The sequence below is a fragment of the Plantactinospora sp. DSM 117369 genome, assembly GCF_053764795.1.
Window position 1 is genome coordinate 7,172,338 of sequence record NZ_CM132446.1, and the last position, 22,313, is coordinate 7,194,650.

At 72.3% G+C, this 22,313-nt stretch carries 20 protein-coding genes; 9 read left to right on the forward strand and 11 right to left on the reverse strand.

Going from position 1 to position 22,313, the window contains the following annotated elements; genetic code table 11:
• Positions 1 to 394 precede the first annotated feature (394 nt).
• From ACSMXO_RS30225 to tsaA, 4 genes are all read left to right on the forward strand, one after another.
• On the forward strand, positions 395 to 1,261 hold the full coding sequence (locus ACSMXO_RS30225; RefSeq protein WP_455414789.1) for an SDR family oxidoreductase: 867 nt from the start codon (positions 395 to 397) through the stop codon (positions 1,259 to 1,261).
• 217 nt (positions 1,262 to 1,478) lie between these two features.
• Complete coding sequence (locus ACSMXO_RS30230; RefSeq protein WP_455419340.1) at positions 1,479 to 2,297, forward strand: protein phosphatase 2C domain-containing protein; 819 nt, start codon at positions 1,479 to 1,481, stop codon at positions 2,295 to 2,297.
• A 101-nt stretch (positions 2,298 to 2,398) separates the two neighbouring features.
• Positions 2,399 to 2,914, forward strand: coding sequence for a hemerythrin domain-containing protein (locus tag ACSMXO_RS30235; RefSeq protein WP_346259748.1), 516 nt, complete (start codon positions 2,399 to 2,401; stop codon positions 2,912 to 2,914).
• A gap of 130 nt (positions 2,915 to 3,044) precedes the next feature.
• Entirely contained in the window at positions 3,045 to 3,479 is a 435-nt protein-coding gene (gene tsaA / locus ACSMXO_RS30240) for a tRNA (N6-threonylcarbamoyladenosine(37)-N6)-methyltransferase TrmO (protein ID WP_455414790.1), read from the forward strand.
• A gap of 39 nt (positions 3,480 to 3,518) precedes the next feature.
• On the opposite strand, the gene ACSMXO_RS30245 is transcribed toward tsaA, so the two are convergent.
• The 7 genes from ACSMXO_RS30245 to pgsA form a co-directional block, all read right to left on the reverse strand.
• Positions 3,519 to 4,268 carry a YebC/PmpR family DNA-binding transcriptional regulator gene (locus ACSMXO_RS30245; protein WP_130460350.1) on the reverse strand — a complete coding sequence of 250 codons (750 nt, stop codon included), beginning with the start codon at positions 4,266 to 4,268 and terminating at the stop codon, positions 3,519 to 3,521.
• A gap of 409 nt (positions 4,269 to 4,677) precedes the next feature.
• Positions 4,678 to 5,304: a pyridoxal 5'-phosphate synthase glutaminase subunit PdxT gene (gene pdxT / locus ACSMXO_RS30250; RefSeq protein WP_455414791.1), complete on the reverse strand. Its 627-nt coding sequence runs from the start codon at positions 5,302 to 5,304 to the stop codon at positions 4,678 to 4,680.
• 116 nt (positions 5,305 to 5,420) lie between these two features.
• Positions 5,421 to 6,299: a pyridoxal 5'-phosphate synthase lyase subunit PdxS gene (gene pdxS, locus ACSMXO_RS30255; protein WP_455419341.1), complete on the reverse strand. Its 879-nt coding sequence runs from the start codon at positions 6,297 to 6,299 to the stop codon at positions 5,421 to 5,423.
• A gap of 218 nt (positions 6,300 to 6,517) precedes the next feature.
• Positions 6,518 to 7,021: a hypothetical protein gene (locus ACSMXO_RS30260; RefSeq protein ID WP_346261715.1), complete on the reverse strand. Its 504-nt coding sequence runs from the start codon at positions 7,019 to 7,021 to the stop codon at positions 6,518 to 6,520.
• 207 nt (positions 7,022 to 7,228) lie between these two features.
• Positions 7,229 to 8,389, reverse strand: coding sequence for a glycosyltransferase family 4 protein (locus ACSMXO_RS30265; RefSeq protein WP_346261716.1), 1,161 nt, complete (start codon positions 8,387 to 8,389; stop codon positions 7,229 to 7,231).
• A gap of 12 nt (positions 8,390 to 8,401) precedes the next feature.
• Positions 8,402 to 9,349: a phosphatidylinositol mannoside acyltransferase gene (locus ACSMXO_RS30270; protein WP_346261717.1), complete on the reverse strand. Its 948-nt coding sequence runs from the start codon at positions 9,347 to 9,349 to the stop codon at positions 8,402 to 8,404.
• Positions 9,350 to 9,388: 39 nt separating this feature from the next.
• Positions 9,389 to 10,018, reverse strand: a complete 630-nt coding sequence (gene pgsA, locus ACSMXO_RS30275; RefSeq protein WP_318397319.1) for a phosphatidylinositol phosphate synthase — start codon at positions 10,016 to 10,018, stop codon at positions 9,389 to 9,391.
• A gap of 252 nt (positions 10,019 to 10,270) precedes the next feature.
• Here pgsA and ACSMXO_RS30280 point away from each other — a divergent pair, with 252 nt between their 5' ends.
• On the forward strand, positions 10,271 to 12,436 hold the full coding sequence (locus tag ACSMXO_RS30280) for an elongation factor G-like protein EF-G2 (RefSeq protein WP_455414792.1): 2,166 nt from the start codon (positions 10,271 to 10,273) through the stop codon (positions 12,434 to 12,436).
• A gap of 46 nt (positions 12,437 to 12,482) precedes the next feature.
• Here ACSMXO_RS30280 and ACSMXO_RS30285 read toward each other — a convergent pair whose 3' ends face one another.
• Positions 12,483 to 13,472 carry an aldo/keto reductase gene (locus tag ACSMXO_RS30285; RefSeq protein ID WP_455414793.1) on the reverse strand — a complete coding sequence of 330 codons (990 nt, stop codon included), beginning with the start codon at positions 13,470 to 13,472 and terminating at the stop codon, positions 12,483 to 12,485.
• Positions 13,473 to 13,559: 87 nt separating this feature from the next.
• On the opposite strand from ACSMXO_RS30285, the gene ACSMXO_RS30290 reads away from it, so the two are divergent.
• Together ACSMXO_RS30290 and ACSMXO_RS30295 are read left to right on the forward strand one after the other, a co-directional pair.
• Complete coding sequence (locus ACSMXO_RS30290) at positions 13,560 to 14,132, forward strand: hypothetical protein (protein WP_346261720.1); 573 nt, start codon at positions 13,560 to 13,562, stop codon at positions 14,130 to 14,132.
• Positions 14,133 to 14,163: 31 nt separating this feature from the next.
• Positions 14,164 to 15,030, forward strand: coding sequence for a bifunctional DNA primase/polymerase (locus ACSMXO_RS30295; protein WP_455414794.1), 867 nt, complete (start codon positions 14,164 to 14,166; stop codon positions 15,028 to 15,030).
• A gap of 386 nt (positions 15,031 to 15,416) precedes the next feature.
• Here ACSMXO_RS30295 and ACSMXO_RS30300 read toward each other — a convergent pair whose 3' ends face one another.
• Positions 15,417 to 15,758 (reverse strand): hypothetical protein, encoded by a 342-nt coding sequence (locus tag ACSMXO_RS30300; protein ID WP_455414795.1) that lies wholly within the window; start codon positions 15,756 to 15,758, stop codon positions 15,417 to 15,419.
• 121 nt (positions 15,759 to 15,879) lie between these two features.
• On the opposite strand from ACSMXO_RS30300, the gene ACSMXO_RS30305 reads away from it, so the two are divergent.
• On the forward strand, positions 15,880 to 18,210 hold the full coding sequence (locus ACSMXO_RS30305; protein ID WP_455414796.1) for an esterase-like activity of phytase family protein: 2,331 nt from the start codon (positions 15,880 to 15,882) through the stop codon (positions 18,208 to 18,210).
• Between the two features lie 63 nt (positions 18,211 to 18,273).
• Here the strand turns inward: ACSMXO_RS30305 and ACSMXO_RS30310 are convergent, their stop codons facing one another.
• On the reverse strand, positions 18,274 to 18,795 hold the full coding sequence (locus ACSMXO_RS30310; protein WP_318397503.1) for an HIT family protein: 522 nt from the start codon (positions 18,793 to 18,795) through the stop codon (positions 18,274 to 18,276).
• Positions 18,796 to 18,890: 95 nt separating this feature from the next.
• Positions 18,891 to 20,924: a threonine--tRNA ligase gene (gene thrS, locus ACSMXO_RS30315; protein ID WP_455414797.1), complete on the reverse strand. Its 2,034-nt coding sequence runs from the start codon at positions 20,922 to 20,924 to the stop codon at positions 18,891 to 18,893.
• A 118-nt stretch (positions 20,925 to 21,042) separates the two neighbouring features.
• On the opposite strand from thrS, the gene ACSMXO_RS30320 reads away from it, so the two are divergent.
• On the forward strand, positions 21,043 to 22,194 hold the full coding sequence (locus ACSMXO_RS30320) for a class I SAM-dependent methyltransferase (RefSeq protein WP_346261725.1): 1,152 nt from the start codon (positions 21,043 to 21,045) through the stop codon (positions 22,192 to 22,194).
• The last annotated feature ends 119 nt before the right edge of the window (positions 22,195 to 22,313 follow it).

Here is a 22,313-nt window from a genome sequence, read left to right on the forward strand (position 1 = left end):
GCCACCAGCGCCGCACCGAACCCGTCCGAGCGCGAGGTCGTCATCGGACCGCCCCTTTCCGGTACGCCTGACGTCAGCGTCGCGACCAGCACTGGACGAGGACTGGACACCGACTGGAACACCTGCGGAGTCGGCGCCTCGACGGCGGCGCGGACGAACCCGGATCCCCCGGAAATCCCTCGGCACCGGCACCCGCCCCCGATGACGTTTCCGCAGGTCAGAGCGAACGTGAACACCTTGTTCGCGTTTGCCAGTCCCGCACTGGGCAGGTAAAGATGAGTCGTCTTCGAGCCCGGGCACGGGATCGACTGTCAACAATTCCTGTCGTGACGCGTCCTGACGACGCGCGATCCCGCGTGCCCGCCGACACCCAGACCGAACAGAGGGAGAATTCATGACGATCCTGGTCACCGGCGCCACCGGAAGCGTGGGCCGACTCGTGGTCGCCCAGTTGGTCGAGACGGGCGTACGGGTACGCGCGCTGACCCGCGACCCTGGGTCGGCCAGCTTCCCCGACGGCGTCGAGGTGGTACGCGGCGACCTCGCCGACCCGACGACGTTGCGGTCCACATTCGACGACGTCGAGCGGATGTACCTCTTCCCGGTCGCCCATACCGCCCGCGAGGTGGTCGCCCAGGCGAAGCTCGCCGGGGTACGCCGGATCGTCGTACTCTCCTCCGGCGCGGTCACCGGCGGCTTCGACACCGATTTCCACCTGCCCGTGGAGCGGGCCGTCGAGGAGTCGGGGCTGGAGTGGACGCATGTCCGGCCAGGCGAGTTCATGCTCAACAAGGTCTGGCTCTGGGGGCCGTCCATCCGTGCCGAGAGCGTGGTCCGCGAGCCCTTCCCGGACGTGGCGTGGTGCCCGGTGCACGAACGCGACATCGCCGAGGTCGCCGTCACCGCCCTGCTGGCCGACGGGCATCAGGGCCGGGCGTACGACCTGAACGGGCCGGAGCTGATCACCCGACGGGAGCAGGTGCGGGCGATCGCCTCGGCGATCGGCCGGGACGTCCGGCTGGAGGTGGTGACGCCCGAGCGGGCCAGGGAGATCTACCGGGCACAGGGCGGCTTCGCCGCGGACAACGCCGACTTCCTGCTCGGCTTCGAGGACTACTCGGGCAACGACTCCGATCCGGCGTCCATGGCGGAGCTGGACCTCGGGGCGTACGGGCCGCTGCCCACGGCGGAAGCGGTGACCGGGCGCCCCGCCCGTACGTTCGCCCAGTGGGCACACGACCACGCCGCCGACTTCCGCTGACCCGCCGCACGGCTGCGGGCAGCCGTGATCCCGGAGCGTTCGGCACGTCTGGGCGGGCCACACGTTCCGCGATCACGAAGACCCCGCACCAGCGAGTGCCGGGTATCCTCGTGGACGCTTGTCTCATGTGGCTTCTTCAGATGGACCGCTCCGCACGGCCGGTTCACCTAGCCGGTCGACGGCTCCGGCGGAAGGGCGGCGGGACGTGCGGGTGACGATGGCAAGTGCCGCGGCCCGGGCCGGCCGCGGCAACGAGGACTTCGTCGGCGCCGTCCCCACGGCGGCCGTGCTGATCGACGGTGCCGGTGGGGTTTCCGGTAGCGAACTGGTCTGCCGGCACGGCGCGGCCTGGTATGCCCGCCGGCTGGGAGTGGAACTGCTCGGTCTGTTGTCACCCGACGGCGACCGACCCGTTGCGGCGCTGCTGGCCGAGGCGATCGAGCGGGTGGCGGGCGCCCACCGGGACACCTGCGACCTCGCTGACCCCCGCAGCCCCTGGGCAACCGTGGCGATCCTGCGCCTTTGCGACGGCCGGGCCGACTACCTCGTGCTCGGCGACTCGGTCCTCGTTCTCGACCGAGCCGGCGTGCCGCTGGTCGTCTCCGATCCCCGGGAGGTGACGATGGCCCGGCCGTACCGGTCCGCGCTGGAAGCCGCGGCGGAGGGCAGCGCAGAGTACGAACAGGTCCGCCGCGACGGCATCGCCGTGCTGCGCGCCAACCGCAACCAGCCGGGCGGCTATTGGGTGGCCAAGGACGATCCCCGGGCGGCGGCCGAGGCGGTCGTCGGAAGCCGACCCGTCTCGGAACTGACCGGTGCCGTCCTGCTCAGCAACGGAGCCAGCCGGATCGTCGACCGGTTCCAGCTCGCCGGCTGGCCGGAGGTGCTGGCGGTCCTCGCATCGAGCGGACCCGCCACGATCATCCGCCGCGTCCGGGAGGCGGAAGCCCGCCAGGCAGTGGCGGCCGACGATGCCACCCTCGCGCACTGCACCGACCTCGCCGAAAGCCCCTCTCCATTCCCCGGCGACCGGTAGACCCCCGGACCGGCCACGCGGACGTGGGCGGGGCGGAGCAGGCATACTGGCTGTCCGTTCGTGCGGCCGGCGGCACGCGGACGGACGACCTCTGGAGGAGCATGGCAACCGGTGACGAGGCGAGCAGTCGCCTCACCGCCTTCGGCAACCAATTGATCGAGGTACACATCTGGCTCCGCGAGCTGCTGGCGGAGCTGCGGGACAACGTCGACGGGTATTTCGCGGGCGACGGCCCTCCGCCCCGCGACCTGCGCGTGCACTGCCTCGCCTTCTGCACCGCGCTGACCCGGCACCACACCGGCGAGGACGGCGGGCCGTTCCCGGTGATCGCCGACGAGTTCCCCGAACTGCGCCAGGTGATCACCGAACTGAAGACCGACCACAACCGGATCGACTGGATCCTCGGCAACCTGGAGAAGCTGCTGCGCGAGTTGCCGGCAGAGCCCGACCCGGCCACCGCGATCCGGGTACGGGCCGAGTTGGAGGGACTGTCGGCCATCATGGAGACGCACTTCACGTACGAGGAGAAGAAGCTCGTCTCCGTGCTCAACTCCCTGGACCTGCCCGACTGGCGCAGGAACCGTCCGGCCTTCCTCCACTCCGACCAGGACGCCTGAGCCAGCGGCGATGGTGCCTGTTGGTACACCCCTGAAGGGGCAGCAGCACAAGGGGCAGTAACAGCACACGAAGCGACGGGGCACCGCCCTGCCCGGTAGGCTCGGCCAACCGCGCGGGAAGGAGCGAGGCGTGACGGACGGTTCCGGCAGCACACCGACCAGGGTCGGCCTGGCCCCGATCGGGCGGGTCGAGTCACCGCTGGTCGACCGGGCCTCGGCACCCCGGCAGGGCGACGAGGGCGCACCCGAGGCGTGGCTGGTCTTCGCCCCGGCGGTACGCGACGGTCTGCGCGATCTCCGCCCCGGCACCGACGTCATCCTGCTGACCTGGTTCGACCGGTCCCGCCGGGACGTGCTGGTGGTGCATCCCCGGGGCGACCTGACCCGGCCGCCGACCGGCGTCTTCAGCACCCGCTCCCCGGACCGGCCCAACCCGATCGGCCTGCACCGGGTGCACCTGCTGGAGATCGACGACCTCCGGATCCGGGTACGCGACCTGGAGGCGCTGGACGGCACCCCGATCCTGGATGTGAAGCCGGTACTCGACCGCGACACCGAACGCTGACCCGGCACAGGCCGGCGCTAACCGGTCGGGGTGGCCGGCTCAGCCGACCGCCGCCATGACCTCGTCGGAGACGTCGAAGTTGCCGTAGACGTTCTGCACGTCGTCGGAGTCCTCCAGCGCGTCGATCAGCTTGAAGACCTTGCGGGCGCCTTCCTCGTCCAGCGGCACGGTGACGCTGGGCACCAGAGACGACTCGGCCGACTCGTAGTCGATGCCGGCGTCCTGCAACGCGGTCCGCACGGCGATCAGGTCACCGGGCTCGGAGACCACCTCGAACGCCTCGTCCAGGTCGTTGACCTCCTCGGCCCCGGCGTCGAGTACGGCGAGCAGCACGTCGTCCTCGGAGAGCCCCGCCTTCGGCACGATCACGACGCCCTTGCGGGAGAACATGTACGACACCGAGCCCGCATCCGCCAGCGAACCGCCGTTGCGGGTCAGCGCGGTGCGTACCTCGGTCGCGGCACGGTTGCGGTTGTCGGTCAGGCACTCGATCAACAGCGCGACGCCGCCCGGGGCGTACCCCTCGTACATCACCGTCTGCCAGTCGGCGCCTCCGGCCTCCAGGCCGGAGCCGCGCTTGACGGCGCGGTCGATGTTGTCGTTCGGCACCGAGTTCTTCTTCGCCTTCTGGATGGCGTCGAAGAGGGTCGGGTTACCGGCCGGGTCACCACCGCCGGTGCGCGCCGCAACCTCGACGTTCTTGATGAGCTTGGCGAACATCTTGCCGCGCTTGGCGTCGATGACCGCCTTCTTGTGCTTCGTCGTCGCCCACTTTGAGTGGCCGGACATCTGTAACCTCCGTCGTCAACACGCCTCGATACACGACCGCCCGCTCATCTTCCCGATGATCCCGACCAACCCTGCGTATCACCCAGAGGACGACAACCAGCACGACCTCGGTCGGTTGGCTCTGGGGTGGCAGGCGATCACGAGCAGACTGTCCCGGCCGAACCCGGCAATCCTACCGGCGCCGGACCGGTCGCTGTCAGGTCCCACCGGCACCGCGTCGCGGCGCGTCCCGTTCCATCTGCCGGGCCGGCACCGCCGCACGGACCCAATGGGGGATTCCCGGCACCCCTGGCTGGTACTCCGCGCCGAGGTGTGACCCACCGGGCGGGTCGGTGAACCACCCGACCAGCCGGTGACACCGGCGGCCGAGCCGGTGCCGGTCCCGGTCAGGCGGTCGCCTCCCGGAGCATCAGGCGGCCGTTCGGCGCACCAGGTCGACGAACCACCGGTGCAGGCGCCGGTCGCCGGTCAGTTCCGGATGGAAGGCGGTGGCGACCGCGTTCCCCTGCCGGACCGCGACGATCCGGCCGGCCGCCGGGCCGTCGCTCACCCGCCCGAGTACCTCCACCCCGTCGGCGACCCGCTCGACCCAGGGGGCCCGGATGAAGACGGCATGGAAACTCGGGCCGGGAATACCGGCGATCTCCACCGGCGCCTCGAAGGAGTCGACCTGCCGGCCGAACGCGTTCCGCCGGACGGTCATCTCGATGCCGCCGAAGCTCTGCTGGTCGGGGCGGCCGTCCAGCACCTCGGTCGCCAACATGATCATTCCGGCGCAGGAGCCGTAGACCGGCATGCCCGCGCCGACGCGCTTGCGGATCGGGTCGAGCAGGTCGAACGTCTCGGCCAGCTTGCTGATGGTGGTCGACTCGCCGCCCGGGATCACCAGGCCGTCGACCTGTTCCAGCTCCTCCGGCCGGCGGACCGGCCGCGCCGCCGCACCCGCGGCGGTCAGCGCGGCCAGATGCTCGCGTACGTCGCCCTGGAGCGCCAGGACGCCGACCGTCACCCCCGCCGGCTCACTCCTCGCGCTCACCAATCCGCCGCCCGCTCGCGACTGCGGGGCTCGCAAACCCGGCTCACTCCTCGCACTCACCAATCCGCCGCCCGCTCGCGACTGCGGGGCTCGCAAACCCGGCTCACTCCTCGCACTCACCAACCCCGCTCCGCCAGGCGGTGCGGCACCGGGATGTCGTCCACGTTGATCCCGACCATCGCCTCGCCGAGCCCGCGCGACACCTTGGCCAGCACGTCCGGGTCGTCGTAGAAGGTGGTGGCCTTGACGATCGCGGCGGCCCGCTGCGCCGGGTTACCGGACTTGAAGATCCCGGAGCCGACGAAGACCCCCTCCGCGCCGAGCTGCATCATCATCGCCGCGTCCGCCGGGGTGGCGATGCCGCCCGCGGTGAAGAGCACCACCGGCAGCTTCCCGGTCTCGGCCACCTCCCGGACCAGCTCGTACGGCGCCTGCAACTCCTTGGCGGCGACGTACAGCTCGTCGGTGGGCAGTGAGCTGAGGCGGCGGATCTCGTCACGGATCTTGCGCATGTGCGTGGTGGCGTTGGAGACGTCGCCGGTGCCGGCCTCGCCCTTGGAGCGGATCATCGCCGCTCCCTCCGTGATCCGGCGCAGCGCCTCGCCCAGGTTGGTGGCGCCACAGACGAACGGCACCGTGAAGGCCCACTTGTCGATGTGGTTGGCGTAGTCCGCCGGGGTCAGCACCTCGGACTCGTCCACGTAGTCCACGCCCAGTGCCTGGAGCACCTGCGCCTCGACGAAGTGCCCGATCCGGGCCTTGGCCATCACCGGGATGGAGACCGCGTTGATGATGCCGTCGATCATGTCCGGGTCGCTCATCCGGGAGACGCCGCCCTGGGCCCGGATGTCGGCCGGTACCCGCTCCAGCGCCATCACCGCGACCGCACCGGCGTCCTCGGCGATCTTCGCCTGCTCGGGGGTGACCACGTCCATGATCACGCCGCCCTTGAGCATCTCGGCCATACCCCGCTTGACCCGCGCGGTGCCGACCACTCCGGTGGCGCTGACGGTCTGCTCTCCGGCCGCGGTCGACTGGTCGGAACCGGACTGGGCGGTGGATTCGGACACGGCGTTCTCGCTCCTCGACAGTGGTTCGGACGGGTGAATTCGCACTCGATGCTACGCGGAGTGCAACGCCGGGCCGACAGCCAATCAGACCCCGGGTGGCCTGCCCTGTGGCCCAGCTCACCCGCCCGCCGGGGAGGGGCCGGTCAGCCGACCGAGAGCTCCGGACGGCTGCTCAGGGTCGGGTCGTCGATGTCGAAATAGCGCGGCCGCTCGTGCTTGCGGGCCATCCGGAACAGCCGTACGACGGGGCGGCGCCGCAGGGACAGCGCGTCGCGTACCAGGTCGGTGTGCACCTGACGGGCCAGCGCGAGCCGCCGGCTGGCGCCGATCACCGCTGCCGCAACCGGCTCCTCCGGGTCCAGCGGGCTGGACCGCAGTTGCCGGGTCAGGTCGTTCTCGGCAGCCTCCCGCTCGTCACCCTCGGCGTCCAGCGCGATCCGGGACGCCGCGTACAGCTCCAGCGCGTACCGCTCCTCGGCCAGCACCGCGGCGGCCGCTGCCCGGCGGAGCAGGTGCGCGTCCAGCGCGCGGGTCGCCGACCGCACCCGGAGGTGCATCCGGTCGACCCGGGCCGCGATCCAGATCAGGTACGCCGTCACCAGGACGACCGCCACGGCGACGCCCACCACCCACCACATGCCCGGCATCGTAGTGCGGCCCCACTTCCGTCTCCCCCTGCACGTCACTGTCCCGGCCGGGCTCGCGATCCGGCCAACCGCCCCGAGCCGCACGTGATCCGGCCGACCGGGCCCGGACGGGACGATCCGGCCAACCCGCCCGACCGGCACGGCGGTGCCGAACCGCGCATCCGCCCCGCACCGCACCCGACCGGCTCGGCGCGGCCGCTTCCCGGCTCAGGCCGGCCCGATCCACTCCTCGTCCAGCACCCGACCGTCGGTTGCCTCGATCGCCGTGGCATACACCTCGAGAACCCGGCGGGCGACGGTCGGCCAGTCGAAGGCTTCGACCACCTCCCGGGCGCAGGCCGACAGCTCGGTCCGGCGTACCGGGTCGTCGAGCAGGCGGGACAGGGTACGCCGCAGCGCCGTCGCGTCCCCGGTCGGGAAGAGCTCTCCGGCCCGCCCCCCGTCCAACACCCGACGGAAGGCATCCAGATCGCTCGCCACCACCGTCGCACCGGCGGCCATCGCCTCGGTCAGGATCATCCCGAACGATTCGCCGCCGATGTTCGGCGCGACGTAGAGGTGCACGCTGCGAAACATGCGCGCCTTGTCCGGTTCGGAGACCTGGCCGAGAAAAGTGATCCGGTCCCGCAGCCCCTCCGGTACGCCCTCGTGCAGCTCGGCCACGTCTCCCGGGCCGGCGACCAGCAGCCGCAGCCCCGGGCGCTCGGACGCCAGCCCGACGAATGCCTCCCGGAGCACCGCGAAGCCCTTCCGGGGTTCGGTGAACCGGCCGAGGAAACCCAGCGTGCCGCCCTCGCCCGGTCCGCACGGCCCCGGCCACCCGGGCAGCGGCTCCGCGTCGGCGAACTTCGCCACCGCCACCCCGTTGGGGATCTCCACCGCGCCACCGCCGAGATGCTCGACCTGGACCTTGCGGGCCAGCGCGCTCACCGCGATCCGGGCGGTGATCCGCTCCATGACGAGTTGCAGCACCCCCTGCGCGGCGGCGAGCGCCCGGGACCGGGTCATCGCGGTGTGGAAGGTGGCGACCACCGGCCCCCGGGCGGAGAGCACGGCGAGCAGCGAGAGGCTGAGCGCGAAGGGCTCGTGCACGTGCAGCACGTCGAACCGGCCCCGGGCCAGCCAGCGCCGGACCCGGGTGGTGGAGACCGGCCCGAAGCTGATCCGGGCGACTGACCCGTTGTACGGGAACGGCACCGACCGGCCGGCCGACACCACGTACGGCGGCAGCGGCGAGTCCTCGTCCGCGGGTGCCAGCACGCTCACCTCGTGGCCGAGCCCGATCAGCGCCTCGGCGAGGTCGATCACGTGGTTCTGCACCCCGCCGGGGACGTCGAAGGAGTACGGACACACGATGCCGATCCGCACTGTGCCTCCCCCTCAGGCCGGCTCGGAGATCGACGGGGTGCCGTCCGCTGTCCCCGGCCCCGCCCCGGCGGTCCTGGCCGGCTCGTCGATCCACACCCGTTGCAGCATGTGCCAGTCTTCCGGACGCTGCGCGATGCCCTCGGCCAAGTGGTCGGCGATCCGCTGGGTCAGCGCCCGGACCCGCTGGTCGAGCGGGCCGGCATCCGGTGCCGGCACCTCCAGCGGCCCGATCAGCCGGCCCCGTGGACCGGCCGGGTCGTACCAGAGCGCCGCCACGTAGAGCGGGGCGCCGGTCCGGACGGCCAGCAGTGCCGGGCCGGCCGGCATCCGGGCCCGGCCGCCGAAGAACCGCACCTGCACACCGCGCGCCGACAGATCCCGGTCGGCGAGCAGCGGGACCAGGTAGCCGGCGGCGACCCGCTCGACCAGCACGTCGAAGGGTGCCCGGGCGCCGCCGTGGGTGGGCAGGATCTCCATGCCGAGCCGGCGCCGGAAGTCGAGGAAGCGCTCGAACACGCCCTCCGGCTTGAGCCGCTCCATCACGGTGGCGATCGGCCAGCCGTTCGCGGCCACCCAGGCGCCCGCGGCGTCCCAGTTGCCGGAGTGCGGCAGTGCCACCACCGCGCCCCGGCCGGCCGCCATGTCGGCGGCGAGCAGCTCCTCGCCGTCGAGCCGGAAGTCGTCGCGAAGCTGCTCCCGGCTGCGGGACGGCAGCCGGAACACGTCGAGCCAGTAGCGGGCGTACGAGCGCATGCCCCGGCGGACCAGCTCCTCCAGGGCGGGCTCCGGCAGCTCCGGGCCGACCACCCGGCGCAGGTTACCGGCGAGCCTGAGCGTCCCCGGGCCACGCCTGCGGTACGCCTGGTCGGCGGCGGCCCGGAACAGCGCCGCCGCGGCCGGCCGGGGCAGCGCGCGCACCGCCCGCCAGCCGGCGAGGTAGGCGAACTCGACCGGGGTCACCGGCCGGCCCGCCGCACTCTCACGCTGCCACCCGCCCGGTCACGCGTCCACGCCCGTCTCGGCGCGCTGCGCCTGCCGCCAGACATGCGTCATCCGCTGCCCGACGGTGAAGACCGAGACGGCGGCGAGCAGCCAGAGTGCGGTGACCAGCGCCCAGTCCAGCCCGAGGCCGGTGAGCAGCCCGCCGACCCCGACGATGAGCAGCCGCTCGGTCCGCTCGGCGATCCCGACGTTGCAGGTCATCCCGAGCCCCTCGGCCCGGGCCTTGACGTACGAGACGAGACTACCGGCGACCAGGCAGATCAGCGCGGCGGCGACCCCGACGCGGTCGTCCTGGGTGGCCAGCCAGTACGCGACGGCGCCGAAGACCGCGCCGTCGGAGACCCGATCCATGCTCGAGTCGAGGAACGCGCCGAACCGGCTCGACCCGCCGCGCATCCGGGCCATCGTGCCGTCGAGCAGGTCGGTGAGGGCGAAGAAGGTCACCACGAGCGCCCCGGCCACCAGGTAACCCCGGGCACCGAGCACGATCGATCCGACCACCACGCCGAGCGTCCCGGTCACGGTGACGGCGTTGGGCGTCACCCCGACCCGCAGCAGGGTCCGGGCGATCGGTTCGACGATGCGGGTCATGCCGGCCCGGGCCGACACCTGGAAGATCTTCGCCATGGCCGTCCCACCATAACGGGCCGCGAACGGCGGCGGTACGCCCGGTGGCGCCTAGTTCACGCCGCAGGCTTGTGTCACGACTTGTACGGGTGTGAGATCGGAGCAGGGGACGTGACGTCGCTCACCTGTCACCCGGCACGTCTCCGGCAGCACGGCAGGCCACCCGAGGATATCGCCGCGGAGTCGCCAGGGCAGCTCCCCCGTCGCGCGCGGCGGTCGCCACCAACCACCGGCTTAGGGAGGTGCGCCCCGATGGCGCAGAAGAGTCAGGAGAAAGGGGTCACCGGCCCGGCGCCGGTGGTGGATGAGCCCGGCAGGGTTCGCAACGTGGTGCTCGTCGGCCACTCCGGGGCGGGAAAGACGACCCTGGTCGACGCCCTGCTGGCGGCGACCGGCACGATCTCGCGGCCCGGTGCGGTGACCGAGGGCACCACGGTGTGCGACCACGACCCGGCGGCGGTACGCCAGCAGCGCTCGATCAGCCTGGCCTGCGCGCCGCTCCAGCACAACAACGTCAAGGTCAACCTGCTGGACACCCCCGGCTACGCGGACTTCGTCGGCGAACTCCGGGCCGGGCTGCGCGCGGCGGACGCCGCACTCTTCGTCGTCTCGGCGGTGGACGGGATGGACGGGGCGACCGCCGCGCTCTGGCAGGAGTGCGCCGCCGTCGGGATGCCCCGGGCCGTCGCGGTCACCCGGCTGGACCACCAGCGGGCCGACCTCGACGAGACGGTGGCGCTCTGCCAGCGGGTCTTCGGCGACAACGTACTCCCGCTCTACCTGCCGATGCTGGACGACGAGGGCGTCGACGTGGTCGGCCTGATGGGCCTGATCACCCGCCGGGTCTTCGACTACTCCGCCGGGCTGCCGGCGGCGGTCCGCGACCCGGATCCGGAGCACCTGCCGGCGATCGGCGACGCCCGCAACGAGTTGATCGAGGGCATCATCGCGGAGAGCGAGGACGAAACCCTGCTGGACCGCTACCTCGGCGGCGAGGAGATCGAGGTGCAGGTCCTGATCGACGACCTGGAGAAGGCCGTCGCCCGGGGGCACTTCTATCCGGTGGTGCCGGTCTGCGCCGAGACCGGGCTCGGCATCGACGCCCTGCTGGAGCTGCTGACCTCGGCATTCCCGACCCCGCTGGAGCACGACCTGCCCACCGTCACCGGCGTCGACGGCGCACCGCAGCCGCCGCTGAGCTGCGACCCGGACGGCCCGCTGGTGGCCGAGGTCGTCAAGACCACCATCGACCGGCACGTCGGCCGGGTCTCCCTGGTCCGGGTCTTCTCCGGCACGCTCCGACCCGACCAGATCGTGCACGTCTCCGGGCACGGCATGGCCGAGCGCGGCCATCCGGACCACGACGCCGACGAGCGGATCGCGCACATCTACTCCCCGCTCGGCGCCGCGCTGCGCGAGGTGCCGTACTGCGTGGCCGGCGACATCTGCGCGATCACCAAGTCGGGTACGGCGGAGACCGGCGACACCATCTCGGCCAAGGACCACCCGCTGCTGATCGAGCCCTGGGAGATGCCCGAGCCGCTGCTGCCGGTGGCGATCGTCGCCAAGAGCCGGGCCGACGAGGACGCGCTGGCCAAGAACCTCGCCCGGCTGGTCGCCGGTGACCCGACGATGCGGCTGGAACGCAACCCGGAGACCCATCAACTGGTGCTCTGGTGCATGGGCGAGGCGCACGCCGAGGTGGTGCTCGACCGGCTCCGCGGCGGCGGGGTGGACCTGGAGACCGAGCCGGTCCGGGTGGCGCTGCGCGAGACCTTCGCGGTGGCCTCGAAGGGGCACGGCCGGCACGTGAAGCAGTCCGGCGGGCACGGCCAGTACGCGGTCTGCGACATCGAGGTGGAACCGCTGCCCCGGGGCGAGGGGTTCGAGTTCGCCGACCGGGTGGTCGGCGGTGCCGTGCCGCACAACTACATCCCGTCGGTGGAGAAGGGGGTACGCACCCAGATGGGCCGGGGCATCGTCGCCGGCTATCCGGTGGTGGACCTGAAGGTGACCCTGGTGGACGGCAAGGCGCACAGCGTCGACTCGTCCGACGCCGCCTTCCAGACCGCCGGCTCGCTGGCGCTGCGCGACGCGGCGGAGAAGGGGCAAGTCACGCTCCTGGAGCCGGTGGACGAGGTGGTGGTACGGGTGCCCGATGCCAACGTCGGCGCGGTGATGAGCGACATGTCCGGGCGGCGGGGCCGGGTGCTCGGCACCGAGCCGGACCCGGCCGGCGGCGACCACACCCTGGTCCGGGCCGAGGTGCCGGCGACCGAACTGATCCGGTACGCCGTCGAACTGCGCTCGATGACCGCCGGCGGGGGCACCTTCCGGCGCTCCTTCGTCCGGTACGAGCCGATGCCGGCGCACCTGGCTGACCAGTTCCGCAAGGAGCACAGCGCGTCCGGCCGGTGACCGCCCGAGGTGCCCTCCCCGGGTTGCCAGGGAGGGCACCTCCGCGTCACAGCGTGCCGAGCAGGCGTTCCACCTCGGCGACCTGGTCGGCCGGGAGCGGCCCGTGTGCCAGCGCGCCGGCGTTCTCCTCCACCTGGGCGACGGTCCGGAAGCCGGGGATCGGCACGGTCCGGTCGCTGCGCGCCCAGAGCCAGCCGAGCGCGCCCTGGGCCAGGGTACGGCCGTCCGAGGCGAGCACGTCCCGGACGGCGGCCACCCGGGCCAGGAACTCCGGGGCCGGCCGCCCGTCCCGGAACCAGTCCAGCCAGGCCGGGGCGATCCCGCGTACGTCGTCGGCGGCCAGTGTGGACGACTCGGTGAACTTGCCGGAGAGCAGCCCCATCGCCAGCGGCCCCCGGTTGACGCTGGCCAGGTCGTACCGCTCGCAGACGGCGAGCACCTCCGGCGAGTCCTGTAGCACCGAGAAGGAGTGCTGCACGGCGGTGCAGTGGGTGCCGTCGGTGCCCCAGGAGGCGGCCCGGTCGGGCAGGTCGGTGCTCCAGCCGTACGACCGGATCCGGCCCTCGGCGACCAGTTCCTCGAGGGTGCCGAGCAGGTCGGCCGCCCGGTCGACCGGGAGGTCGCCGAGGTGCAACTGGTAGAGGTCGATCCGGTCGGTCTCCAGCCGGCGCAGCGAGGCGGCGACCGCCTTGCGCAGGTAGCCCGCCGACCCGTCCGCCCCGGTGAGTTGCCGGGTCGCCTCGTCGTAGGTGTTGCCCCACTTGGTGGCGATCACCACCTCGTCCCGGTGCCCGACCAGGGCGCGGGCCAGGATCCGTTCGCTGTGCCCGGTGCCGTAGACGTCGGCGGTGTCGAAGAACGTGACACCGAGGTCGAGGCCGCGCCGGATCGCCCGGACCGACTCGTCGTCGTCCACCTGCCCCCAGCCGAGCGGCTGGTCACCCTGGTGCCATACGCCCCCGATGGCCCAGCAGCCGAGGCCGAGCGCGCTCACCTCGATGCCACTGCGCCCCAACACGCGCGTGTTCGCATTCATGACGGCAAGGGTTCCACATCGGGCCGGACGGGTGGAGCCGCCGACAATCCGCTGGACTCCACCCAGGACGCTGCCGATCATCGGTGCATGAAGATCGGAATAGACATCGGTGGAGTCGTCGTCCAGCAGGTGGACCGGCTCTATCCGGCGGACCAGACGATTGGTGCGGAGCCGATATCCGCCGACCTGCCGGGAGGCCCGGAGACCGAGGACACCGCGCTGCTCGCGGACTTCCGGCGTACGCCGCCGATGCCGGGGGCGTTCGAGGCGGTGGCCGCGCTGGTGGCCGAGATGTTCGGCGAGCACGTGTACCTGGTGTCCAAGTGCGGTGAACGGGTCGAACGGCGTACCCGGCTGTGGCTGGACCACCACGACTTCTATCCGCGTACCGGGGTCCGGCCCGAGAATGTGCACTTCTGCCGTACCCGGCAGGGCAAGGCGCCGATCGCCGCCGTGCTGGGTCTGACGCACTTCGTCGACGACCGGCTGGAGGTGCTCTCCTATCTGGAGACCGTGCCGCACCGCTACCTCTTCCGACCCAGGGAACCCGAGGTACGCAGCCACCGCTCCCACCTGGCGGCGGTTCGCCGGGTCGAGTCCTGGCCGGAACTGATGGCACTGATCGGCGGTGCCGATCAGACAGGTGTTCGAATATCCTGACGGTGGGGATCCGGCCGGTGAGGAGGTCGGGATGACACCGCTGCTGCGCGCCGCCCTGGAGTACGCCGCCGCCGGCGTACCCGTGCTGCCCCTGCACTCCCCGACCGCGACCGGCTGCACGTGCCGCCGGCCCGACTGCGACCGCCCGGGCAAGCATCCCCGCTGGCACCGCAGCCTGCTCCGGCACGGCCTGCACGACGCGAGCACCCGGCCGGAGGTGATCCGGCAGTGGTGGACCCGCTGGCCGGGGGCCAACCTGGCACTGCGTACCGGTGACCGGTTCGACGTCTGCGACGTCGACCCGCCGGACGGGGTCGCCGCGCTGCGCGCCCTGGTCCGGGAGCGCCGGATCACCGGGCCGGTGGTCCGGACCGGCTCCGGCGGCTGGCACCTCTACCTGCGCCCGACCGGCGCCGGCAACCGGACCGGGCTGCTGCCCGGCGTGGACTGGCGCGGAGCCGGCGGCTACGTCGTCGCCCCGCCGTCCCGGCACACCAGCGGCCGGGACTACCGCTGGATCCGCCCACCGGACGTCCCACTCGTCGACTGCCCGCCGGAACTGACCGAGCTGCTCTTTCCACCGGCGCCTCCGCCCCGTGCCGTGACCGGCGGCGCCGACCGGGTACGGCACCCCGACCGGTACGCCAGCGCCGCGCTCGCCGCCGAGGCCAGCACCGTCGCCGGTGCGGTGACCGGTACCCGCAACACCACGCTCTACCGGGCGGCGTACCACCTCGGGCAGCTCGCCGCGCTGGATCTGCTCGACGACCACGACATCACCGCCGTACTGGCTGACGCCGCTGCCCGCAGCGGACTCGGCCGGTACGAGACCGCCCGGACGATCCGGTCCGGGCTGCGTACCGGCCACCGGCATCCCCGGCACGGCCTCGCCGCCTAGCACCGCTGCCGGCCGGCCACCCCGGCCCGACCGGAACGCCTGGCCCGACCGCGCCCCGCCCGCCGGGCGCACAGCCCCATCGGCTGTCCGTCGGCGGCCGGCAAATGTCTGCCGGGAAGACTGTCGAGCTGCCCCGCTCGTGCGCCCACTCCGCTGTCCGGCACCATCCCAGTCGTCGCGCTGCATGCTCGGCAGGAACCGCGACCCAGCCGGACCGGCGACGTCGCTCCTTCCGAAGCTTTGTGCCCCGTCCGTGCACCCAGCTCGACAGTCTGCGCAGCGGCTACCTTCCCGCCGGCCACCTGGGCCGCTCCCGCCCTGGCCGGCGGCGAACGACGGGACGGCCGGGGTCGACGGCCGGCAGCGGAACGCCCCCGTCGGGTCAGTCAGCCCGGCGAGGGCGGGACGAGCAGCCGATGGGACCGGTCCAGGGCGAGCCGGACCGGGTCGGTGGCGTCAGGGTGCCAGCCACGGGCGAGGCCGGCTCTGACCAGCCGCTCGACCAGGCCGGGCCGGACCGGTGTCAGCGCCGGTTCGGCGGGCTCGTCGGCGGTGGAGCCGAGCCGGAGCCAGCCGTCCTCGAAGGGCACCCGGACCTCCAGCGGGCGGCCGCGACCGGAACCGGCCCACCAGATCCGCACCACGACATGCCCCGGGCCTGCCCCGGCCACCACCCACAGGTAGTCGACGCCGTCGACCCGGATCCTCCGCTTCCGCCGACCGGCCACCGCCGAATCCTACCGACGGGGCAACGGCGGCTCTTCGCTCCGCGTTCACCTGGGCGCCGGCTGCCGCTCGTCCACCCGTGCAACCTTCCGAGCCGGCAAGTCAGACAGCAACGGAGAGACGATGCCCTCGAAGAAGACATACGCGACGCTGGCCGCGGTGGCCGTCGCCGCCGGCACCATCGCCGTCACCGGTAGCGGTGTGGCCGGCGCGGGCACGGCGACCACCGGCCGGCACCCGCCGGAGCCGCGCCTGATGTTCGACCGGACCGCCACCTACCCGGTGTTCCAGAACCGGCCAGCGGGCGAGGACCCGACCACCCCGACCGTGGCGGAGATCTCGACGGTCAGCGCGGACGGCCGGACCCTGATCTACACCGACGCGCTGGCCCGGCGGATCGGTTTCCTGGACATCGGCGACGCCGGCCGGCCACGCGGGCTGGGTACGTTGTCGCTGACCGAGTTGGGCGACGCGGAGGACGAACCGACCTCGGTCTCGGTGGTCGGCGGGTACGTGCTGGTGGTGGTGAACACCAGCGCCAGCCACACCGACCCGTCCGGCCGGCTCGACGTGATCCGGCTGGCCGACCGGCGCCGGGTGGCCAGTTTCGACCTCGGCGGCCAGCCCGACTCGATCGCGATCAGCGCCGACCAGCGGTACGCGGCGATCGCGATCGAGAACGAGCGGGACGAGGAGGCGACCCCGGCCGGTGGCGAGGAGGGTGACCTGCCGCAGGCGCCCGCCGGCTTCGTGCAGCTCGTCGACCTGGCGGGGACGTCACCGGCCGGGTGGCGTACCCGGAAGGTGGCCCTGACCGGTCCGGGCGGCAGCGCGCTGCCGGCCCTGGTGGCCGCCGGCCTGACCGGGCCGACCGACCCCGAGCCGGAGTACGTCTCGATCAACCGGCGCAACCAGCTCGCCGTGACGCTCCAGGAGAACAACGGCATCGTCCTGGTGGACCTGCCGACCGGGCGGATCGACCGGGTGTTCGGCGCCGGCACCGCGTCGGTGACCGGCATCGACACCGACAACGACGGCGCGATCGACCCGGCCGGTTCGATCGAGGACCTGCCCCGGGAGCCGGACGCGGTCGCCTGGATCGACGACCGCTACCTGGCGACCGCCAACGAGGGCGACTGGCGGGGCGGCACCCGTGGCTGGTCGGTCCTCGACAGCCGGACCGGCAGGGTGGCCTGGGACGCCGGCAACGGCTTCGAGCAGCTCGCCATCACCCACGGCCTGGCCAACGAGGACCGGGCCGACAACAAGGGCACCGAGCCGGAGGGCGTGGCGATCGCCGAGTACCACGGCACCCGGTACGCCTTCGTCGGCTCCGAGCGGAGCAACTTCGTCGCCGTCTACGATCTGAGCCGGCCCACCTCGCCGCAGTTCCGGCAGGTGCTGCCGGCAACCAACGGGCCGGAGGGGCTGTTGCCGATCCCCGGCCGTGACCTGCTGGCGATCTCCAGCGAGGAGGACGACGCCTCGGTCGGGGTACGCGCCTCGGTGACCCTCTACCGGCTGGGCCGGGGCACTCCGGCCTTCCCGAGCATCGTCTCCGAGCCGTCCCGCCGGGGTGCCGCGCCGATCGGCTGGGGTGCGCTCGGCGCGCTGTCGGCGGTACCGGGGAAGCCGCACCTGCTCTACAGCGTGACCGACGCGGCATTCTCGCCGAGCCGGATCCTCACCATCGACCCGACCCCGACACCGGCGGTGATCACCGGATCGTTGACCGTGCAGGGCGCCGACGGCAGCCCGGTCGGCTACGACGCCGAGGGGATCTTCGCCCGGCCGCAGGGCGGATTCTGGCTCGCCGTCGAGGGGGCCACCGGGGCCGGCAACCAGCTCGTCCGCCTCGACGCGGCCGGGGTGACCCGGCAGGTCGTGCCGGTGCCGGCCGAGGTCGCGGCGGGCCTGGCCAAGCAGGGCTTCGAGGGGGTCACCGCCAGCACCGACCGGCGCGGCCGGGAGGTCGTCTGGGCGGCGCTGCAACGCGAGGTGGCCGGCGACCCGGCCGGGGTGGTCCGGCTCGGCCGGTACGACGTCGCGGCCGGCGCCTGGAGCTGGTTCGGCTACCGGCTCGGCACCACCGGTACTCCGGGGGATTGGATCGGGCTCTCCGAGGTCACCGTGGTCGGCGACCGGCTCGCGGTGATCGAGCGGGACAAGCTGAACGGCCCGGCCGCGAAGCTGAAGCGGATCTACACCGTGGAGCTGCCGGACGCTGCCGCCGGGCCGGGCCCGCTGCGGGTGCTGCCGAAGACCCTGGCCCACGACGTGCTGCCCGACCTGCGCGCCAGCAACGGCTGGACCCAGGAGAAGCTGGAGGGGCTGACCGTGGCCGGCGACGGCCAGGTCTACGCGGTCACCGACAACGACGCCGTGCAGGACGCCACGGGCGAGACGGTCTTCCTCCGGCTCGGTAGCGAGAAGGCGGTCTTCACACGGCGCTGACCTCGACGTACTCCTCGGGGGAGACGGCCGGCGGACCTGGCGGGTCCGCCGGCCGTCCGCGTCTCAGCCGACCGGCGCGGACCAGGCGGTGGCGAGCAGGGTACGGGTGTCGGCGAGCAACTGCGGCAGCACCTTGGTCCGGGCGATCACCGGCATGAAGTTGGCGTCCCCGCCCCACCTCGGCACCACGTGCTGGTGCAGGTGGGCGGCGATGCCGGCGCCGGCCACCCCACCCTGGTTCATCCCGATGTTGAAGCCGTGCGCGTTGCTGACCCGCCGGACCACCCGCATCGCCGCCTGGGTGCAGTCGGCCAGCTCGGCCGTCTCCCCGGCGTCCAGCTCCGTGTAGTCGGCGACGTGCCTATACGGGCAGACCAGCAGGTGCCCGGGGTTGTACGGATAGAGGTTGAGCACCACGAAGACCAGCTCGCCCCGGTGCACCACGAGATTCTCCTCGCCCTCCCGTTCGGGGGCGAGGCAGAACGGGCAGCCGGCCGGCTTCTCGTGCCCCTCCCCCGGCCGGTCCGGACCGGAGATGTAGGTCATCCGGTGCGGGGTCCAGAGCCGATCGAGCCCGTCGGGCATGCCGAGTTCCGCGTGGGGCGCCGCGCCTGTCACGCCGACGATCCTACGACCAGCGCAACCGGCCCGACCGACCCGGACCGTCGCAGTGCCTCCCGCTAGGCGACCGGCTCCGCGCTCGGCCCGGTGTTGACCCGGGACCGGACCACCTCCACGACGTGCGCCACCGCCTCCGCGAGCGGTACGCCGTTGCGCTGCGAACCGTCCCGGTAGCGGAACGAGACCGCCCCGGCGTCCACGTCGGCGTCCCCGGCGATCGCCATGAACGGGATCTTCTGCTGCTGGGCGGTACGGATCTTCTTCTGCATCCGGTCGTCCGAGGTGTCCACCTCGGCGCGGATCCCCTCGGCCCGCAGCGCGGCGACGAACCCGTGCAGGTGGGTGGCGTGCTCCTCCCGGATCGGGATGCCGACCACCTGCACCGGGGCCAGCCAGGCCGGGAAGGCCCCGGCGTAGTGCTCGGTGAGCACCCCGAAGAACCGCTCGATCGAGCCGAAGAGCGCCCGGTGGATCATCACCGGCCGCTGCCGGGTGCCGTCCGCGGCCTGGTATTCCAGGCCGAACCGCTCGGGCTGGTTGAAGTCGACCTGGATGGTGGACATCTGCCAGGTACGCCCGATGGCGTCCTTGGCCTGCACGCTGATCTTCGGGCCGTAGAAGGCCGCGCCGCCCGGATCCGGCACCAGGTCGAGCCCGGACGCCTCGGCGGCGGTACGCAGCGCCTCGGTCGCCTCCGCCCAGTCCTCGGCCGAGCCGATGAACTTCGGCGAGTCGTCCCGGGTCGACAGCTCCAGGTAGAAGTCGTCCAGGCCGTAGTCGCGGAGCAGGTCGAGGACGAACGCCAGCAGCGTGGTCAGCTCGCCCGGCATCTGCTCCCGGGTGCAGTAGATGTGCGAGTCGTCCTGGGTCAGCCCGCGTACCCGGGTCAGCCCGTGCACCACGCCGGACTTCTCGTACCGGTAGACGGTGCCGAACTCGAAGAGCCGCAGCGGCAGCTCCCGGTACGACCGCCCGCGCGCCCGGAAGATCAGGTTGTGCATCGGGCAGTTCATCGCCTTGAGGTAATATTCCGCGCCCTCGAACCTCATCGGCGGGAACATGGTGTCGGCGTAGTACGGCAGGTGCCCGGAGGTCTCGAAGAGCTGCGCCTTGGTGATGTGCGGGCTGTTCACGAACTCGTAGCCGGCCGCCTCGTGCCGCCGCCGCGAGTAGTCCTCCAGCTCCCGCCGGATGATCCCGCCCTTGGGGTGGAAGACCGCCAGGCCGGAGCCGATCTCGTCGGGGAAGCTGAACAGGTCCAGCTCGGCGCCGAGCTTGCGGTGGTCGCGCCGGGCCGCCTCCTCCAGCACCTTCAGGTACGCCTTGAGCGCGTCCCGGGTCGGCCAGGCGGTGCCGTACACCCGCTGGAGTTGCGGGTTGCGCTCGTTGCCCCGCCAGTACGCGGCGGCCGAGCGCATCAGCTTGAACGCGCCGATCAGCCGGGTGCTGGGCAGGTGCGGCCCCCGGCACAGGTCGGACCAGCAGACCTTGCCGCTCTCGGCGTCCAGGTTGTCGTAGATGGTGAGGTCGCCGGTACCGACCTCCATCACCTCGCCCGCGTCGAGACCAGTTCCGCCACCCTCGGTCCCCGCGCCCTTGACCTCGATCAACTCAAGCTTGTACGGCTCGTCGGCCAGCTCGGTCCGGGCCGCGTCGAGGCTGTCGAAGCGGCGCCGCCGGAACCGCTGGCCGGACTTGACGATCTCCTGCATCCGCTTCTCCAGCCGATCGAGATCCTCCGGCTGGAACGGACGGTCGACGTCGAAGTCGTAGTAGAAGCCGTTGTCGATCGGCGGACCGATCCCGAGCTTCGCCTCCGGGAAGGTGTCCTGGACGGCCTGGGCCAGCACGTGCGCGGTCGAGTGGCGCAGCACGTTGAGCCCGTCCGGCGAGTCCAGCCGTACCGGCTCCACCACGGTCTCCGCCTCGGGCGCCCAGTCCAGGTCGCGGAGCTGGCCCTCCGGGTCGCGGACCACCACGATCGCCCCGGGGCCGGCGTGCGGCAGGCCCGCCGCGGCCACCGCCTCGGCCGCCGTCGTCCCGGCCGGGACGACGACGGGGTCGGCACCGACAGGGGTACGGGCTTGGGACACGGTGGCTCCTTACGATCTTGGACGAATCGGACGTCGCCGACGGGATCGGCTGCCAAGATGCTATCGGTCCTGCGTTTTCCTCCTGCCGGCGCCGCTACCTCGGCGTTAGATTGACGCCGTGGCACCCGTGGACGCCGTGAGCGCACTACAGCGTAGATACCAGACCTTCTTCGGCACCGGGCCGGGCGTACCGTTCGCGGTGGCACCGGCCGGCGGCCCGGTGCGGACCTTCGGCACCGGCGAACCGCAGTTCACCATCGTGGTGAAGGACGACCGGGGCGCCAAGGCGCTGGCCGCGCTCGACCAGTTCGCCGTGGCCGTGGCCTACCTGCAAGGTTCGCTGGACGTCGAGGGCGACCTCGCGGCGGCGCTGCGGATGCGGTCGTTCTTCACCGACCGGCATCCGATCGCCTTCCTCGGCCGGTTCGTGCCGGCGCTGCTGCGCGGGCGCCGGGAGGACGACCGGCGCTCCATCTCGCACCACTACGACGAGGACTCCGACTTCTTCCTGACCTTCCTCGACCACCGGCACCGCTGCTACACCGAGGGGGTCTTCGCCTCGGACGACGAGCCGCTGGAAGACGCGATGACCCGCAAGATGGACCTGGCGCTGGAGGCGATCGGGGTCCGCCCCGGCGACCACGTACTGGAGGTCGGCGGCGGCTGGGGCGCGTTCAGCGAGCACGCCGCCCGCAAGGGGGTACGGGTCACCACCACCACGCTGTCGGTGGAGTCGGAGCGCTTCCTCACCGACCTGTTCGACCGCGAGCGGCTGCCGGTGCGAGTGGTCCGGGAGCACATCTTCGGCTACTCCCCCGGCGAGCGCTTCGACGCGATCGTCAACATGGGGGTCACCGAGCACCTGCCCGACTACCGGACGACGCTGCGCAAGTACGCCGAACTGCTCCGCCCGGGCGGCCGGGTCTACCTGGACGCGCTGGCGATGCGCCGCAAGCACATCGTCTCCACTTTCATGAAGCGGTACGTCTATCCGGGCGGCTCGGCCCCGCTGCTGCTGCACCAGTATTTGCGGCACGTGGCGCACTCGCCGTTCGAGCTGCTCAACCTGGTCGACGACCGGCACAACTACTACCTGACCTGCCGGGAGTGGGCCCGCCGGCTGGACGGTGCCCGGGACGAGATCGTGCGCCGCTGGGGCGAGCCGCTGTACCGGCGGTTCCGGCTCTTCCTCTGGGGTTCGGCGGCCGGCTTCGACACCGGGATGGTCCAGGCGTACCGCTGGGTGCTGCAACTGCCGCCGGCTCGTTGAGCCTGGGACCGGGCAGCGGTAGCCCGGTCCGTTATCGGATCGTTATTGCAGTCCGGATGCCCGTGGGAGCGCTCCCGGTAGGGTCGGGCACGAGCCGATAACGACGGTCATCGATCGCC